12 protein-coding genes and 6 tRNA genes are annotated in these 19142 nt (G+C 39.9%); 2 read left to right on the top strand and 16 right to left on the bottom strand.

The genetic code is table 11. The features are described 5' to 3' along the window. Positions 1-93 precede the first annotated feature (93 nt). From G6R09_RS11165 to xthA, 9 genes are all read right to left on the bottom strand, one after another. Complete coding sequence (locus G6R09_RS11165) at positions 94-600, bottom strand: YfbU family protein (RefSeq protein WP_065169008.1); 507 nt, start codon at positions 598-600, stop codon at positions 94-96. A 313-nt stretch (positions 601-913) separates the two neighbouring features. Then, positions 914-2668, bottom strand: a complete 1755-nt coding sequence (locus tag G6R09_RS11160; protein WP_163922447.1) for a formate--tetrahydrofolate ligase — start codon at positions 2666-2668, stop codon at positions 914-916. 557 nt (positions 2669-3225) lie between these two features. After that, positions 3226-3966, bottom strand: a complete 741-nt coding sequence (gene pflA / locus G6R09_RS11155; protein ID WP_065169006.1) for a pyruvate formate lyase 1-activating protein — start codon at positions 3964-3966, stop codon at positions 3226-3228. A 137-nt stretch (positions 3967-4103) separates the two neighbouring features. Next, positions 4104-5318 (bottom strand): EAL domain-containing protein, encoded by a 1215-nt coding sequence (locus G6R09_RS11150; RefSeq protein WP_163922444.1) that lies wholly within the window; start codon positions 5316-5318, stop codon positions 4104-4106. A gap of 9 nt (positions 5319-5327) precedes the next feature. Continuing rightward, complete coding sequence (locus G6R09_RS11145; RefSeq protein WP_163922441.1) at positions 5328-9281, bottom strand: transporter substrate-binding domain-containing protein; 3954 nt, start codon at positions 9279-9281, stop codon at positions 5328-5330. Between the two features lie 23 nt (positions 9282-9304). After that, entirely contained in the window at positions 9305-10906 is a 1602-nt protein-coding gene (locus tag G6R09_RS11140) for a response regulator (RefSeq protein ID WP_163922438.1), read from the bottom strand. Between the two features lie 204 nt (positions 10907-11110). Beyond that, complete coding sequence (gene pflB, locus G6R09_RS11135; RefSeq protein ID WP_065169002.1) at positions 11111-13384, bottom strand: formate C-acetyltransferase; 2274 nt, start codon at positions 13382-13384, stop codon at positions 11111-11113. A 54-nt stretch (positions 13385-13438) separates the two neighbouring features. Next, positions 13439-14305, bottom strand: a complete 867-nt coding sequence (focA, locus tag G6R09_RS11130) for a formate transporter FocA (protein WP_065176366.1) — start codon at positions 14303-14305, stop codon at positions 13439-13441. Between the two features lie 529 nt (positions 14306-14834). Then, a complete protein-coding gene (gene xthA / locus G6R09_RS11125; RefSeq protein WP_065176383.1) occupies positions 14835-15644 on the bottom strand; it encodes an exodeoxyribonuclease III in 810 nt (269 codons plus the stop codon). A 256-nt stretch (positions 15645-15900) separates the two neighbouring features. On the opposite strand from xthA, the gene G6R09_RS11120 reads away from it, so the two are divergent. Continuing rightward, positions 15901-16149 (top strand): GlsB/YeaQ/YmgE family stress response membrane protein, encoded by a 249-nt coding sequence (locus G6R09_RS11120; RefSeq protein WP_065169089.1) that lies wholly within the window; start codon positions 15901-15903, stop codon positions 16147-16149. Positions 16150-16186: 37 nt separating this feature from the next. Beyond that, complete coding sequence (locus G6R09_RS11115) at positions 16187-16342, top strand: hypothetical protein (protein WP_159458384.1); 156 nt, start codon at positions 16187-16189, stop codon at positions 16340-16342. Here G6R09_RS11115 and G6R09_RS11110 read toward each other — a convergent pair. From G6R09_RS11110 to G6R09_RS11080, 7 genes are all read right to left on the bottom strand, one after another. After that, complete coding sequence (locus G6R09_RS11110) at positions 16318-17976, bottom strand: response regulator (RefSeq protein ID WP_163922436.1); 1659 nt, start codon at positions 17974-17976, stop codon at positions 16318-16320. The two genes, G6R09_RS11115 and G6R09_RS11110, sit on opposite strands and share 25 nt — an antisense overlap. Before the next feature lie 134 nt (positions 17977-18110). Continuing rightward, positions 18111-18195 (bottom strand) — tRNA-Tyr (locus G6R09_RS11105). An 88-nt stretch (positions 18196-18283) separates the two neighbouring features. Continuing rightward, positions 18284-18368: transfer RNA gene (locus G6R09_RS11100), tRNA-Tyr, on the bottom strand. An 89-nt stretch (positions 18369-18457) separates the two neighbouring features. Beyond that, positions 18458-18542: transfer RNA gene (locus G6R09_RS11095), tRNA-Tyr, on the bottom strand. Positions 18543-18631: 89 nt separating this feature from the next. Next, positions 18632-18716 (bottom strand) — tRNA-Tyr (locus tag G6R09_RS11090). Positions 18717-18805: 89 nt separating this feature from the next. Further along, positions 18806-18890 (bottom strand) — tRNA-Tyr (locus G6R09_RS11085). A 92-nt stretch (positions 18891-18982) separates the two neighbouring features. After that, positions 18983-19067 (bottom strand) — tRNA-Tyr (locus G6R09_RS11080). Positions 19068-19142: the final 75 nt, after the last annotated feature.

Raw genomic sequence — 19142 nt, 5'->3', positions numbered from 1 at the left:
TTACAAATTGGTTTTTATTTTTACAGGGTGAGAATATATATAAATCAATAAAACCGAGTATATTGACTCGGTTTTATTGTGTAGATAATTAACTTAAGCGGTAATTATCTGTTGGATTTCGCTGCATGATAAATGGTAGTGACGTGGGCATGCACGCCAAATTTTTAGCATACGTAGATATTTTTCAAGCATAGGTACGTGGCTATTAAATTGGTGTTCATTTTTAGGAAACTGCGGATATAAGCCTTCATCATTGGTTAAGAAACGAACGTAGTTAACTAATTTAGCTTCGGTAATAACATCAAATCCCAAAAATTGTAGTCGACGTTGATCAATATCTTTTGCGCCATCACAGCGGCAATCTTCTAAATTAAATGATTCTTGTAGTGCGTGGTACATTTCCATGATTTCAAGAACTTGTTTACATTCATCTTCTGACACTTCGCCAAAATCTTTATCAAGTTCGCGCATTTGTAAGCAATAACCACGTTCAACAATCATTTGCAGGCGACGGTATTTATCGGCATTTTCTGGTGTCAGTTTTGCCATGATGTAGTATTGGTTTGATAGAATTAGACGTTGAGCGTTAGTCATATCCATAGCAGTAAGCCTCAAATTTTTTATAGATTACCCTCACTCAGCTTTTATTAGTCACTGCAGTGAGAGCAAGGAATATTTATTATGAGCGTGAGATTAGCAGGTTGGGTGTAAAATAAAATGATCTGACACCACGAATCGCGGTATTTTTTGTTAGTGAATGTTATTCATCTGATATAAAAGTGAATTTTTTATCTGTTTGATTTTTATTGAAAACCACTTTTTGTATATGGCTATTTTTCATGAAGGTGGAGGATAAAACAGTATTGGTAGTCAATACAACCTACCAATACTGAAGTGGTTAATGGGGGGGGAATTAACTTAGGCCAATGATATTGCCATCAGCATCGAGATCAAGGCTCATGAAGGCTGGTTTTTCAGGTAAACCAGGCATGGTCATCACATTACCGCATAAGGCATAGATAAAGCCGGCACCAGCACACAGTTTGAGCTCTCTAACTGGAACCGTAAAACCAGTCGGTGCGCCCTTGATATGTGGCTCAGTGGTAATAGATAGCGGTGTTTTTGCCATACAAACCGCGAGATCATTAAAGCCTTGTGCCTTTAATTGGGCTAATTGTTGGGTTGCTAAAGGGGACAGTTCAATATTTTTAGCACCATAGCCCACTTCTGCCACCGCCATTAATTTTTCTTCAATGGTTTGATCTAACGTGTAAAGCGGTTTGAAATTAGCCGGGGTTTTACAGGCATTAACTACCGCATGAGCAAGTTCAATTGCACCATCACCGCCTTTTGCAAATGCTTCACTTAGGGCTACATCAACATGGACATTGAAGCTTGAGTTTGAAATTAACTGTTTTAACTGTTCAAGCTCTTGATCGGTATCTTGTGGAAAGCGGTTAATAGCAACCACCACCGGTACACCATATTTGGCTGCGTTGTTGATATGCCAGCGTAAGTTTTCAAACCCAGCTAACAGTGCTTTAGCGTCGGGTTCAAAAATGCTGTCAGGTAAAGGTTGTCCTGGACGTAAGTCATACAGTCCTGAATTGGCTTTAAGACCCCTTAAGGTTGCAACGACAACTGCGCAGTCAGGGCCTCTTTCGGCTTGTTGAGCTTTGATATTGCAGGCTTTCTCAAATCCCATATCAGAACCAAAACCGCCTTCGGTTACGGTAAATTGACTTAATTTAAGCGCGATTTTATCGGCAATGATTGAAGAGTTACCATGTGCAATATTGGCAAATGGCCCTGAATGGATAAGAGTGGGTACACCTTCTAAGGTTTGCATTAACGTTGGTTCAATTGCTTCGCACATAGTGACAGCCATCGCGCCCGCAACTTGCAGATCTTCAGTGGTCACTGGCTCTCCGTCGAGATTATAAGCAACGACAATTTTACCTATCCGTTGGCGCATGTCGGCTAAATCTGTCGCGAGCGCTAAAATAGCCATTAATTCAGAAGCCGCTGAAATATCAAACCCATCTTGACGCTCAAGGCCATTAATGGTTTTACCTGCTTCATTTTGACCAATGGTGATCATTCGCAATGCGCGATCATTGTGGTCGATAACCCGCTTCCAACAAATATTATTAATATCAATGCGTAGGGCTGTTAAGCCAGTATTGGCAGCAAAAGTCTCATAACCTAAGCGCTGTTCATGGTAAAGGCGAGCATCTAGTGCAGCAGCAGCAAGGTTATGGGCAGCAGTAACAGCATGAATATCACCAGTTAGGTGCAAATTGAGCTTTTCCATTGGCGCAACTTGACTATAACCACCACCGGCGGCGCCACCTTTAACCCCAAAAACTGGCCCCATCGAAGGCTGACGAATACAAGCAAAGACCGAGTGATCAATTTTAGCTAACCCTTGTGCTAAGCCAATAGTTGTCACTGTTTTGCCTTCACCTAATGGGGTCGGTGTAATGGCCGTTACGAGTACCAGTTTACCTTCAGGTTTATTTGCCAAGCGTTTTAATATTGCAGGTTTGACTTTCGCTTTTAAACTGCCTTGAGGCGTAAGATCTTGTGCTTCAATGCCGGCATTTAAGGCGATACGATCAATAGGAGTGAGTAACGTTGCACGGCAAATTTCGATGTCGCTTTTCATGAGAGCTTATTTCCTCATCGGCAGAGAGAGTAATACCAAGACTGTTATTATTGGCTGCGATTGCAATGATTATGATTACTTTTCATTAAAGCAATCGTTTGCTTTTGGTTTATACCATAATTTTATCATGGATAAATATCATTTTATGATTTTTTGGTAGATGCAATTGCTAATTGACAATGAATAAAGAGTGAATGTTTTTATTTTGTTGTGATAATGAAATATATTATTCCACTATTAGATGTTGGTTGATTTTTGCTCTGCCTTTACAGTAGACGTAACATGAAAAAATGACCCTGATCAATTAGGGTGTAAATTTAGTAAAGGAAGTGATTATGCAAGAACAAGAGCCTGTAACAAAGTGGCAATACACCTTACCCCTTTCATTATTTATTATGGTGGCGTTAATTTCTTTTCTTGTTGTTATTTTACCGCTGTCCCGATAAATAAACGGTTTTTATTTAAGTATTAAATAGAAAAGAGCGACTTATCTAGCACCTGTAGAGGTAAAGATAAGCCGCTCTTTTTGTATGTCGTGACTAAATCACGGCATAAAATTAGTACATTACTTTTTTGCCATAGCTAGCAAGAATATTCTTGATCGTTTCCATGGTTTCTTTTTTCGGTGGTTGAACCCCTGTTAGCGGGTATTCATAGCCAAGGGCTTCCCACTTGTGTTCACCAAGCTGATGGTAGGGCAGCAGCTCAATTTTTTCGATATTGTCCATGTCTTTAATAAACTCGCCAAGCAAATGTGCAGAGCGTTCATCATCGGTATAACCAGGAACAACAACGTAGCGGATCCACGTTTTTTGATCACGTTGATGTAGGTAACGTGCAAAATCAAGTACACGTTTATTGGCTACGCCAACCAGATCTTGGTGAATAGTGTCATCCATTTGTTTAAGATCAAGCATAACCAAATCAGTAGCATCTAGCACTTCATCAACAACATCAGTATGTTTGCGAATATAGCCATTGGTATCAAGACAAGTATGAATACCATCTGCTTGTGCAGCACGGAAGAAATCGCGAACAAATTCTGGTTGTAGCATAGCTTCACCACCAGAGGCGGTAACACCACCACCAGAAGCGTTCATGAAGTGACGGTAAGAACGAGCTTCATGCATTAATTCTTCGACGGTAGCTTCACGACCGTCATGGGTATCCCATGTATCACGGTTGTGACAGTATTTACAGCGCATTAAGCAACCTTGCAGGAATACAATAAACCGAATTCCTGGCCCATCGACGGTTCCGCAAGATTCGAAAGAGTGAATACGACCTGTTACTGACATTGTTTTATTTCTCCGCATACTGCGTTTTATTTATATGTTATTTTATTACAAAACGATGTCTGAATATAGCGAAAACTCTGGATTGTTAATCAACTTGACCACGTTGTTATGGTTAACATTGATAGTAGTTTTATTTGCTACGTTATCGCTTTAGAAAGTGAATCATTAACCAGTTGTTGGCTTCGTTGTTGCCATTGCGTATGCCAAATTGGAATTTGACTAACAGGCAGCGGTGGAGAAATAAAGTACCCTTGGGCTAATTCACAGCCCATTTTTTGTAATTTTAGCCACAAGGTAATATCTTCCACACCTTCTGCAATGGCGATTAAATTAAGACGTTGTGCTAATAAAAGGCAGGTTTCAATGATCACTTTTGCGGTGTAATTTGTCGGCATCGCTTGAATGAAACTGATGTCTAACTTTAATGATTTAAACGGCAAAATATCAAGTTGTTTAAGTGATGAATAGCCCGTTCCAAAATCATCAATAGAAAGATTAAAACCGTGCATACCTAAGCGTGCAGCAGCTTCTAGTGCTTGTCCTGCAGATTCAAAAATATCTGATTCTGTTAACTCAAAATATAACCAATGATGCAGTTGTGGATGCTGGTGGTGGAGGGTTAATACCGTATTAATAAAGCTACGTTCAACTAATGTATTGGCTGATATATTAACCGCGACTTTGCGACCACCCAAATTTGGTTGGTGACAAATAATATGATTAATAATTAGTAATGCTAGTTGAGTGTCTTTACCTAGCGTGGCTAAAAGCTTAATAAACTTGATAGCAGGAACAATGCCATGATCTGGATGAATAAAGCGAATTAAGGCCTCACTTGCTACCCATTCTCCGGTTTTCAGATTGACAATCGGTTGGTAATAAGGGGTTAGGTAACCTGCTTGTAATGCCTCGATAATGTCTTGTTCTTTGATCTCTTGCGGTAGCGGAAGCGGTGAATTAGTAGGGGGTGAATCATTGGTGGCCAGCGTCAATAATTGCTTGAGTTGATCAAGATGGGTTGGTTTAACGAGTGTCCCTAATAGATTAAGGCCGTAGTTTTTACACATTTTATTGACGCTATTGAGCACTTCTGCATCCAATGCACTGGTGATTATAATTTTACCACCAAATTGTTGTTCTGCGAGGTGACCAAGAAAACTGATGCCATCCATTTGGGGCATATTGAGATCGCATAACAATAATTGAGGCCGATAATTTTGCATGATTGCTAATGCATCGATGCCATTAGCTGCATAATGTATTTGGTCGTAATTAGGATCGATCAGATGAGCTAATTGGGTTGCAAGAACTTGACGTTGAAAGTCATGATCTTCAATCAATAATATGTTCATATTTCGATCCTATTTGCTATGAATTTGTAAGGATAATTTTTTAATTAATTGTTCAATATCAGTGTAATAAGATTGTAAGTCAGTTTTGTTTATTTGAGTGTGTTGAGAGTATGATTCAAGCTCATCAGCAACCTGTGCTAATTGATGAAAAGCCATCATACGTGCAGCCCCTTTGATACGATGGCTGACCATAAAGATACTATCATTATTTTGTTGTGTAATAGCAGCATTTAATTGCTTTAAATCATCCATACAAGCTGTTAAATATTGTTGCAACAGAGTTTGACACAGATCTTTATCGCCAAAGATAAGCAGCAATTCATCAATATCAATCATCATCACAGGTTCCAGTGCTGGCGGTGATTCAATATATGTTTGAGCTAATTGTGGTAACACTTTAGCCTTATCTATTGTTGCTGATGGTTGTAGCCATCGAGCCAACACCGTTTTTAGCTGCTGTTGTTTTAATGGCTTAATTAAATAATCATTAAATCCCATTGCTTTAAACCGATCGGTATTAGTAAGGGCATTAGCAGTAACAGCAATAATAGGTAATGGATAGCTTGTTGTGTGTTGTTCTTGTTCGCGAATTGTTTTGGTTAGCTCATAACCATCCATTTCAGGCATATGGCAATCGGTTAATAAAATACTGTAATTGTTGTTGACTAAGGCGACTAACGCTTGTTTACCATTATCAACAATATCAACCGCATAATTGAGTTGCTCTAACTGTTGCTTAAGTATTTGTTGGTTTATTGGATGATCTTCTGCCACCAGTATATAACGATTTTCAGCAATAGCTTGCTCGCGAGTAAGAGGAGCTCGGACAGTATATGCACACTGACTATCGTTATTGTAAGGTTGAAAAGGTTGCGTTAATGCTCGGTATAACTGGTTTGGTAACAATGGACTCAGCGAGATATTTCGAGCATTGATGTTTGAGGTTAGCATCACATCGGCTGAAGTAATGGTGATCCAATTTACCGATGGCAAGTTAATCGCAATCCAATTCAAATCAATATCATGCTCAATGACCCATGATTGAGGGACAAACAGCGTATCAATACATTGTACCGATACCGAGGCAGCAAGCTGTTCTTTGGTAATCGCGGTTAATACCGTAATTGGGCACTGCCAAGCCGTTAGGTAATTGATTAAAATAGAATCATTGACCATGGCTAATAGCCCACAATGTTTATGTAATGGTTTACTTACCGTTGGCTGGCAAATATCAAACTTCAGTATGATCGTAAAGCTCGTGCCTTGATCTGGCTGACTGGCGACCGTGATAGTGCCGTTCATCAGTTGGATCAATTGGTGACAGATTGAAAGCCCTAACCCAGTTCCGTCATAACGGCGAGCACTGTCTTGGTCTAGCTGCTCAAAAGGCTGAAATAAATTATCGATATCTTGGGCAGAGATACCAATGCCAGTATCGGTCACTTTAAAACTAATGAGCTGTTGGTTATCATGTTGAGATAATAGATTTATATCAAGTTGAATAGAACCGTTAGCAGTAAACTTAATCGCATTATTGAGTAAGTTATTTAGCACTTGTTTAAGACGCATACTGTCAAAGCGTAAACTTTGGGCGATATTGGGATCGATCCATAATTTAAAGTCGAGCCCCTTTTGTGCTGCATGAAGGGCGTGGGGCTGCACTAAAATTGTGGCGATTTTATTGAGTTGTTTCTCACGCAGATCGAGCTTGAGTTTTTTAGATTCAAGCTTTGAAAAATCTAATACATCATTGACGATATTTAACAAATTATCGCTTGAAAGGGTGAGGTTTTGATGAATCTGTTGTAATTCAGGTTGCTGGGCATAAGGCTTCATCAGATCCAATAAACAAATAATGCCACTGATCGGGGTGCGAATCTCGTGACTCATCATCGCTAAAAAACGTGATTTAGCAGTCGTTGCAGCTTGTGATTTTTGTTTAGCTGCGGTTAATGCCAGTTGTTGGTGTTTTAATTGCGTGATATCAATCAAAATACTGTTCCACTGCCAGCCTGTTGCTGAAGGCGTAATTTGGCACCGCAGCTCAATCCAGCGTGAGTTGTTGCCTTCTTGAGTATTAACTTGAAGTTCTGTACGCCAATAACCTTGCTTGACCGCATTACGCATCGCAGTAAGTAAGGTTTGATAATCATCCCGTAAAGCCATTCGATCTTTTAGCAATTGAGGAAAAAAATAAAATTTACTTGCTGATGTGCCAGTAAAATCGATAATCTTTTCACTCATAAATAGAATATCAATATCCATTGGATCATCACTTTTTTGGTGGTGCTGGATTAATACGCCATCAAAATTATTGGTTAAGTAAGTTAATTTATCTTCAACTGCTTTACGGTGTTTTATTTCATTGGTTAAGCGGCGGTTCCAAACCGTAATCGCACCAATAATACAGCAAATAACTAACCCAAAAATGATGATAATTGTCACTAGTTTATGGTAGTTACCATCTGCTTTAAGCGTCACTGTATGCCATTTTTTTTGAATATCATTTAAGGTATCAGGTGGCAAAGAATCTAATGCTTTATTAAAGACATCACGTAGCAAATAATTGTCTTTGCTGATTGCAAATGAGATTTTTCGATGGTGGTCATCAAGGTGGCTAGAGACAATTTTAAATTGGCCTAAAAAGTTTTTTTGTAATAACACTTGCGCAGTCGAAAGAGGTAAAGCGGCATAGCTAATTTTACCGTCAGCAAGTGCCTGTAAAATGTCATTCTTAGTATTAAAATTATGGATTTGAGCCGTCGGATAGTGATCTTGAACCAGTTGTGAGCCAAAACCAGAGGCAAGTACACCGATAACATCGGCCTTACCAATACCGGCTAATTTTATATGGTTAATACGATCAACGATCACCCACTTATCATTACCATAAGGGGTGGTAAATGTAACTTCTTGTTGACGCTTATTGGTAACAGCTACCGCTGCGATGATATCAATTTCACTACTCGCGAGTTTTTGCTTACCGTCTTGATAATCGGTTATTGGTATAATCGTTGTCGAAAAATACAGCTTATTGTTGATGTGTTTGAGAATATCGTTAACTTGATTAAAGGTAATGTCGTTATTATTCAGTATCTCTGACTTTGGAAATTGATAACCAATACGAATATTTTTATGTTGTTGTAAATAATGGGTTTCGGCTGCAGTTAAATGCAACTCATGGGGATCCCCCAACATTTTTTGTTGTTTGTTTGTCAGCCAATGATCATAAATTTCAGTAAGTTCTGATTCTGGTAATAGATCATAGGCTTGGTTTATCTTATTGATAAGTGAACGGTTATTTTTAGTCGCAGTGATATACAACCGCTCAAAAGGAAGTTCCGTTAAGGGCGAAAAAGATAGCGAGTGCTGTAAGTCGCCATAGGTATATAAGTTTTGTAAAATAAGACCATTACCTATATAAACATCAGCTAAGCCTTTCTTTACAGCATTCAGTGCTACTTTATTTGACGGCATTGAAAGAATTTGTTCCGCTAATTGCATATCAACTATTTTTTGTTCGATAGCAAAGCCTTCTTCAAGACTAACAATAATGTCGTTAAGATCGGTGAGGTTTGTACGCTGGGGAGAACGGCTGAGCATGGCATAAGAGGTACTTAAAATAGGAGTACTAAATACCATGTATTTTTGGCGTTCAAAGGTTGCAGCCACACCAATCAGTAAATCGACTTCCTTGCGCTTAAAAGCCGATACCATTCCAGAAAAACTGGAGTAATGAATATTCTTAACGTGAAAGCCCGCTTTAGCTGCAATCGCATCCATTATTGATGGCATTAAACCAATGATTTTATCTTCTTTTTTAAAAGATAACGGTGCCCAGTTAAATGAAGTGTAGCCAACAGTGATAATCGGCTTCTCTGCGATGTCACTTGATGGCTTGGCATGAACACTAAAACTTAATATTAACATTGTTAACGTTAGCCATAATGTGAAAATTCGCATTGATAAATACCTAAAATAACAAATTAATATAAAGGCCGTTGCAGGCTGCGGTACTGGGTTTTTAGCTTTAAATACCATTCAGGTTTAAAATCTTGTGATTCAAAAGTCCATCTGGCCTCTTTAATACACTGTTGATGTTGTGGTTCATTATCGAGATGCCCACGGGATGATAATTCAACTAAGCAGCGTGCTAATACTTCATCAAAACGATAATGGGGCCAGAGTTGTAATATGGCTTGTCCTGCTTCAATATAATATTTTTGTTTTACTAACCTTAATGCATGGCGGTATTGATCATCTGTTCGATGATCTGATGTCGGTTGCATCGTCTCTAACCACATATTTTTTATAATTGAATGCGGTTCATTTTGACGTTGCAGCAGGTTGTGCTGTAAGCGCTGATAACAGTCAGTTTGATGGCGCGTCATGGCTAAACGTTTGTTGATACAAAGTGCGATCGCATCAAACTCAAAGCTATGGTTATCAGGATCAATATAATGAATGGCATCCATTGCAGCACCATAACTTTTATAGGCACCAAGATTATTATCATTATCTAAATACTGCCATGCTTGGAGTAAGTAAATAAAAGGCCGTTCATGTTTAGTGATGGTCTTTTGTTGACTAATTGTGCGCCATAAGCGTTCGATAGGTAAGCTTTTTTTATCACTATGTTGTAATTGTAACCAGACAATAAACGCGTGATAACACGGCTTATCCCACACAGAATAACGAAGATAAGAAATCGCTTCTCGCAAATGTTGCTGCATCGCACTGTGATTTTGAAAATGGGATTCTATCCATAACAAACCAAACAGGCGTTGTAGATTATTTTTGCTAACATTATGCGCTTGTAACCAAAAATCATAACCCTGAGTGATTTTATTTTGTAATAGTGCAGCACTGGCACTGTATTCAAGCAACATTAAATGATTGGGATATGAGCGGCGTAATTGCGCTAATAGTGGATCAAGCGCTTTAAAATTTTGCTGCTGTAACCATAACTGGATTAATAACAGTTGTGCTGGCAAGCTTTGATATAACCGTTGAATTAATGTCAATAAGGCTAAAATATCAGCGTGCAAATGCGGCTGCTTTTGATTGAGTAACTGTTTAGCAACTGCTGTCATGGTGGTGCAGTGAATCGCAAGTGGGGGAGTATATTGAGTACACATTGATTCAATACCACTAATACCAACTTGTTGATAATGAGCAAACGCCCGCTCATTTATTGCGCGCTGTTCAAAACTATACTCTAAGCGTTGTTTTAAGGTACTTAAGCGTAGTGGCTTAACCAAATAATCATCCGGTTGATATTCTGAAAATCCCATTAATACCGCAGGAGAGTCATCTGCTGTCAGAATGAAAATAAGCGGAGAATGATTCAATAACTCATGGTGATGGAGGCGTTCCAGCAGTTGTAATCCGGTACTGCCAAAACCAAGATTGAAATCAAGAAACAAAATATCAAAGCGTTGCTGCTGGCAATATTTAATCGCTTCAGTGGCATTTGATGCACAAAAAATATTAGCACTTTGAAATTGACCATTGACTAAAATAAGCTTGGTTGTTTGTTGGATAATACTACTATCATCGACAATCAATACCGATTGAGTTCTTCGCATCAGAAAGTCGTATCCTGGCAATGTAAGAGCAAATAATTGCAATTGATGGGTGTTTTTTGCGCAGATTAACGATAAAGCATGATATGAACAATATAAAAGATGTAACAGGGTGTGTCATTGCAGATAAACTTGAGGCATGAAAAAACCGGCTATAATAAGCCGGTTTTTATTAGGAAGTAAATTCCCTACACAGAAGACTCTATATTATAGAGATGCTGTGAATGTACGAGCGATAACGTCAGCCTGCTGTTCAGCAGTTAGAGAGTTAAAACGCACTGCATAACCCGATACACGGATAGTTAGCTGTGGGTAGTTCTCTGGGTGCTTAACTGCGTCTTCAAGAGTTTCACGGTTAAGAACGTTAACGTTTAGGTGTTGACCACCTTCGATGCCTGACTCATGGTGGAAGTAACCATCCATTAGGCCAGCTAGGTTATTTTCTTGAGTATCAAGATCTTTACCTAGTGCGTTTGGAACGATAGAGAATGTGTATGAAATACCATCTTTAGCGTGTGCAAACGGTAGTTTACCTACAGAAGTAAGTGAAGCTACAGCGCCTTTTTCGTCACGACCGTGCATTGGGTTAGCACCTGGTGCGAAAGGAGCACCTGCACGACGACCGTCTGGAGTGTTACCCGTCTTCTTACCGTACACAACGTTAGATGTGATAGTTAGGATAGACTGAGTAGGGATCGCATCACGGTACATCTTGTGAGTACGGATCTTGTTCATGAAGCGCTCAACAAGGTCACATGCGATGTCATCAACGCGTGCATCATTGTTACCGAACTTAGGATAGTCACCTTCGATTTCGAAATCGATAGCGATGCCATCTTCGTCACGGATAGGCTTAACCGTTGCGTATTTGATAGCTGATAGTGAGTCAGCAGCAACAGAAAGACCAGCGATACCACAAGCCATTGTACGCTTGATGTCACGATCGTGTAGAGCCATTAGCGATGCTTCGTAGCTGTACTTATCGTGGCTCCAGTGAATAGCGTTTAGCGCAGAAACGTAAGTCGTTGCTAACCAATCCATGAAGTGATCTAGACGATCCATAGTATCTGTGTAGTCAAGAACTTCAGCAGTTACTTTGTCAGTCTTAGGACCTACTTGGATCTTAAGCTTCTCATCCACACCGCCGTTGATTGCGTAAAGCATAGTCTTAGCAAGGTTAGCACGCGCACCGAAGAACTGCATTTGCTTACCAACAACCATTGGCGATACACAACAAGCGATAGCGTAATCGTCAGAGTTCATGTCTGGACGCATTAGGTCATCGTTTTCGTACTGGATAGAAGACGTATCGATAGATACCTTCGCACAGAACTTCTTGAAGCCTACAGGTAGTTTCTCAGACCAAAGAACAGTGATGTTTGGCTCTGGAGAAGGACCCATAGTGTATAGGCTGTTTAGGAAACGGAAGTTAGTACGTGTAACTAGTGTACGACCGTCAAGACCCATACCACCCATTGATTCTGTTGCCCAGATTGGGTCACCAGAGAATAGCTCATCGTATTCAGGCGTACGTAGGAAACGAACCATACGTAGCTTCATTACGAAGTGGTCGATCATTTCTTGAGCTTGTGCTTCAGTGATCTTACCAGCGGCGATATCACGCTCGATGAAGATGTCTAGGAAAGTCGAAGTACGACCTAGAGACATTGCAGCACCGTTTTGTGATTTAACAGCAGCTAGGTAGCCGAAGTAAGTCCACTGTACAGCTTCTTGTGCAGTAGTAGCAGGAAGTGAAATATCACAACCGTACTTAGCAGCCATAGTCTTAATTTGGCCAAGTGCACGGTGTTGCTCACAGATCTCTTCACGACGTTGCATTGTCATTTGAAGATCTTCGCCGTTCTCAAACATTTCTTCTAGAGAATTGAATTGAGCTAGCTTGTCAGCCATTAGCTTGTCGATACCGTAAAGAGCGATACGACGGTAGTCACCAATGATACGACCACGGCCGTATGCATCTGGAAGACCAGTTAGAACACCAGACTTACGACATTTGATGATTGAAGGAGTGTAGATATCGAAAACACCTTGGTTGTGTGTTTTACGAAGCTCTGAGTAAACCTTCTTGATAGTAGGATCTAATTCACGACCGTATACTTTGCATGAGTTTTCGATCATGCGGATACCACCGTTAGGGATCAAACCACGCTTAAGAGGCGCGTCAGTTTGAAGACCTACGATAGTTTCAAGCTCTTGGTCAATGTAACCAGCGTCGTGTGCAGTGATAGTAGAAACAACGTCAGTATCAAAATCAACAGGTGCGTGAGTCGCGTTTTCCTGTTTGATGCCTACCATTACAGCTTCCCAAAGTTTAGCTGTAGCTGGAGTCGCTTCTGTTTCAAGGAAAGAGCCGTCACCCTCAAAAGGAGTGTAGTTCTTTTGGATAAAGTCACGAACGTTTACTTCGTTCTGCCAATCACCAGCTGTGAAGCCTTCCCATGCAGCAAATTGCTCTGCCATTGTATACCTACCTATACTATTCAGTAGAAAAAAATAAGTGTTATCGTGTCGAACTTAGTGGTGGCTATTGCCTTTAAGTTCTGGACGACGATGAATAACCCAATACGTCATACCAACCAATACACCACCACCAATGATATTACCAATAGTAACGGGGATTAAGTTGTTTACAACAAAATTATGTACAGTTAAATCTGCAAACTGAGCCGGATCAATGCCGGTCATAGTCCAAAATTCAGGACTTGCAAAAGCGTGGATCACGATACCCATTGGAATCATAAACATATTTGCAATACAGTGCTCAAAGCCACTGGCAACAAACATCGCAACAGGTAACAACATAACCATTACTTTATCAGTGGCACTACGGCATGAAAAAGTCATCCACGTTGCAAGACAAACCATTAGGTTACAAAGAATACCTAAAACAACAGCTTGTCCAAAACTATGATGAAGCTTATGTTGAGCGATTTTCATTGCATTAATACCCCATTGGCCATCTGCGCCAAGGTGCTGTTTTGCAATCCAAATACACACAACAAAAAATATTGCGCCGACAAAGTTACCGAAGTAAACAATGCCCCAGTTTTTCATTAACTGACCCGTCGTAATGCGGCCACTTGCACGAGCAACGGTGGTTAATACTGAAGAGGTAAATAGTTCACCGCCACAGATTACGACTAGGATTAAACCTAAACTAAATGCAAGACCACCAACAAATTTAGACATCCCCCAAGGCATATCACCAGCGCCGGTAGTAACTGTTGTGTAAAACACAAAAGCAATTGAAATAAACACACCCGCAGTTATCGCTAAAAAGAATGACTGTAGTGGATGTTTTGTTGCTTTATAAACGCCGACTTCTTCGGCCTTATGTGCCATAGCTGGTGGCATCAGCGAGTCAAAAGGATTAGTTTCCATTTTCACAGGGGTGCTCTTTATGGTTTAAGTTAGGCTGCAAGAATAATAGCAAAGGTCGTGAATCATAAACTTGATCTGGATCATTGCGGTGAAAATTTATAACAATATTAGACATATTATGACATTGCAAAATAATGTAATCAATTGAATTTTAAAGGTATAATTTTTTTGAGAAAACTAAAAAAAATTTTAATGTAATTTTATTTCATAATATTTAGAGAGTAGCCACAAAATTATGCATCATTTAAAATCAGTGGCTTATGTTTTTTTGTGATCTTTTTTAATATTTTTATGTGATCAAAGCAAGATTGATTCAACTTTTTTTATATTCTCAAGGTGAATGTATGGTCTGGTTATGTATTCTCTATTTCGATGCTGTATAGGTATTATTGGGGAGTGATGGTGAATATATATGTAAACTTAATAAAAAGCCGCTATCGATGATAGTCGGCTTTAAGGGAAATTATTTGATAATAGTTTCGATATCAATGGCGAGGTTGATGATGACTATTGTCGACCAATAGCTCGATTAGTCGCTAAAAGTAGACCAAATTGGTGCGTGATCTGACGGCTTTTCAATGCCACGTAATGGGTAATCAATACCTGACTCAATACAACGCTGAGCTAACGTTGGTGTAGCTAGAATCACGTCAATCCGTAGGCCTCGATTATCAACAAATCCTTTAGAGCGATAATCAAACCATGAGAATTGATCATCGACTGTTGGGTGCAGCTGACGGAAGGTATCAATAAAGCCCCAATCAAGTAATGTTTTTAACCATTGACGTTCAATTGGCTGGAACGAACACTTGCCCGTTTTTAGCCATCGTTTAGCATTAGCAGGACCAATACCAATGTCTAAATCCGTCGGGCTGATATTGATATCACCCATGATGATCAGCTCATCCTCAACCTGATGACTATTATTAAGATAGTGCATTAGATCAGCATAAAATTTTTCTTTGGCTGGAAACTTGGTTTCATGGCTAACGTTATCGCCTTGCGGAAAGTAACCGTTCATTACCGTAATATTAGTGCCATTGGGCTGAGCAAAAGTCGCCATAATCATACGACGTTGTGCGTCTTCATCATCAGTAGGAAAGCCTTTCTGTATACTGATTGGCTCTTGTTTACAAAGCATAGCCACGCCGTAATGGGCTTTTTGGCCATGGAAATACACTTTGTATCCCATCGCTTCTACATCGGCGAGCGGAAAGGCTTCGTCATGAACTTTAATTTCTTGTAAACCGATAACATCAGGTTGGTGCTTATCGATAATAGCTTGAAGTTGATGTAAGCGAGCACGTAGCCCATTGATGTTAAAAGAAATAACTTTCATATTTAGTGTCCATAACTGCGAATAATTATTGGTTACAGATACTAGCACATCGATCATCACTTCAATATATGCTGATAACAATTAACACTGAGGTTAACTAAATGATCGCTTTATTTGGGCATGATGATTATTGCAGGTCTATGATAAAGATGCCGATATCGTTTATGACAAGTTATTGTTTTTAAATGGTCAGCGCATATAAAACCGCTAATGAGCGGGCATTATGTTTAATTTATCACTAGAAGGAAGCAGTAATATGGGGATCATTTCTTGGATTATTTTAGGTCTTATTGCTGGCGCATTAGCAAAATGGTTAATGCCTGGTAATGATGGTGGTGGTTGGATAGCAACATGTGGCTTGGGTATTGCCGGATCTTTAGCTGGAGGCTGGCTTGGCTCTTTGATAGGGCTAGGTGCAGCGGGTGGGATTAATCTTGGCAGTATTATTATAGCCACTGCTGGCGCGTTTATATTACTGTTTATCTATAATCGTTTTATCCGCTAATAACCGTACTACACCAAGATAACCATAGGACATCATCATGTTTGATTTTATAAAGCGTTTGTTTGGCTCGGAGTCGGAACAAGAGCGAGCGACTCGACTAAGAAAAGAACAAGCTCAGCAACATCGAAATGAGAAATATGCTCAAGGTGCATCAGATAAGCCAGCCGATCATGATGATGACGGTGAGAATTGATCATAACTGATGATGTGCTGATCGTTATATTGATGCTGAAGTTGCTCAAACCATTCCAATAACGGCGATGGTAATGGCATCTTTTTCATTTGTTGTAAGCTACTGGTTATGTGCAAATGGTTAACCTGTTGCAGCGCAAGTAAACTCGCAATACGGCCTAAATGAGCTTCTGTATTATAAGGATAATCACGTAAAATGGTTTGATATATACAGTAAGCTCGTTGTGGGTCGAGCGTTATGGTGGCTTTCGCTGTCGCGAGTTGAGCAACTAACAAACGTACATTTTCAACCAGAAATTTATTTTGCTGTAATTGTGCCATACGATAATGACTGTGTGGATCTAATGCTGTTCGCGTCATTAATATTTGATATATCTCGCCAATTAGACGCGTTTCCCCAAAGTGAATTAATAATGGTAGTGCATCAACCATTATTGCTGTCGGTGCTTGCGACATCTGTCCAAAATACCTTCTCAAGCCATATAATAGCCGCCGCTTGGTTGTTAATGGTTGCAGTGTGGCAGTAAACCTTGCCAAGGTAATATGCCGAAATGCTGTTAGACATTTTTTCTGGTTGTGAGTTAAGCGCCGATTTGCTTGCTGAAATAACTTTTTAAGCTGTTTGATTAATCTCCGTTGCCGCTGTGGCGATAATTGTTGGCTGTGAAGTTGTTCAAAGCGTGCTGTGTATTGAGCCAGATATACAATCCAATCATCATCAATAATCGGTAAATGATTGACCACCGTTTTACCGACTTTGATAAACAAGGATTGATCGTTGGTATTCACAGCCAGTTGGGCAACCAATAATGAACGTTGGCTTATCGTTGGAGTTAATAACAATGCTTTATAAGCAATCACTTTGGCATTATCGTCTTGTTGCTGTTGTTGCAACAATATCGCCAACTCATCATAAGCTTCAACAAATAACGGCACCTGCTGAATGAGCGTTTGTAATATACAAATAGCGGCTGAGGTATCACCTTGGTGATGGGTTAATTGTGCTTGGCGCAATACCAGTTTATGGTTTTGGCTGTGTTGGCTAAATAAGGTTAGTAATTGCTGTGCTTGTGGCCAGTGTTGCTGCTTAAGTAATAAATCAATTAATAAAATCTCAATCTCAATATTATGTCCGTGTTGTTGTAGCAGCTGTCGACACAATCTAATTGCAGTTGGGATCTGATTATTTTCTAGCGCTGTATAAATAGGTCGACGCAGTAAACAGGCTTGATAAACCGTCACCACACGCTGTTTCAGAATACCGATATTTAACGGTTTACTCAGAAAGCTATCAGCATCCATTGTCATTGAGGTCACAATAACTTCCGGGGTGCGATCGCCTGAGATAAACACCACGCCACAATGCGCACTAATGCAATTGCTTTTTCTTATCGCAGTAAGAAGTTCACTGCCATTAATATCCGCTTCAAGATGAAAGTCGATTAGAATCAGATCATAGCTGGTAGTACGACAGCATTGAAGGGCGCTGCTGCTGCTGGTAGCGATATCCACAGTTGTCAGCTTAATGCTGTGTAAAATATTTTGGATCAGTAATGCAGAAGATAACTGATCATCAATAATCAGTACCTTTACATGTTGCCAATTGATGTTGGTGTGCAGTGATGCTTGTGTCATAACGATCCATAAACAATACCAGCAATAGTATGCATTATTACACATATGTTACAGTTTGGTTTGATTTGTTGAACGTTTAACGGCAGTTTATTGTAGATATGAAAAAGCCAGCTGCAAAGCAACTGGCTAGATGATGGTGGTGGGAGAAGGATTCGAACCTTCGAAGGCAGTGCCGGCAGATTTACAATCTGCTCCCTTTGGCCACTCGGGAATCCCACCACGGGATGTTGCTATAATTTGTTGAAACTATAGTAATTAAAGCTCACTTTAATTACCGAAAAGCCATTAAAACAACTTTTCAAAATGATGGTGGTGGGAGAAGGATTCGAACCTTCGAAGGCAGTGCCGGCAGATTTACAATCTGCTCCCTTTGGCCACTCGGGAATCCCACCACGGGATGTTGCTATAAATTAGTTGAAGCTATGATAATTAAAGGCCACTTTAATTATCGAAAAGCCATTAAAATAACTTTTCAAAATGATGGTGGTGGGAGAAGGATTCGAACCTTCGAAGGCAGTGCCGGCAGATTTACAATCTGCTCCCTTTGGCCACTCGGGAATCCCACCACGGGATGTTGCTATAAATTAGTTGAAGCTATAGTAATTAAAGCTCACTTTAATTACCGAAAAGCCATTAAAACAACTTTTCAAAATGATGGTGGTGGGAGAAGGATTCGAACCTTCGAAGGCAGTGCCGGCAGATTTACAATCTGCTCCCTTTGGCCACTCGGGAATCCCACCACGGGATGTTGCTATAAATTAGTTGAAGCTATGATAATTAAAGGCCACTTTAATTACCGAAAAGTCATTAAAACAACTTTTCAAAATAATGGTGGTGGGAGAAGGATTCGAACCTTCGAAGGCAGTGCCGGCAGATTTACAATCTGCTCCCTTTGGCCACTCGGGAATCCCACCACGGGATGTTGCTATAAATTAGTTGAAGCTATGATGATTAAAGGCCACTTTAACCATCGAAAAGCCGTTATAAAACAACTCTTCAAAATTAATGGTGGTGGGGGAAGGATTCGAACCTTCGAAGGCAGTGCCGGCAGATTTACAATCTGCTCCCTTTGGCCACTCGGGAACCCCACCACAAGTGCGGGGCGGATAATAACAAACATTTCAGCGCTGTAAACCTTTTTTATTATAATTATCGAATGCTTGCTG

The organism is Photobacterium sp. Alg240-V54 (genome assembly GCF_900537155.1).
Taxonomy (GTDB): domain Bacteria; phylum Pseudomonadota; class Gammaproteobacteria; order Enterobacterales; family Vibrionaceae; genus Photobacterium.
Note: the sequence above shows the minus strand (reverse complement) of the source record. Positions and strands in the feature narration are given on the sequence as shown.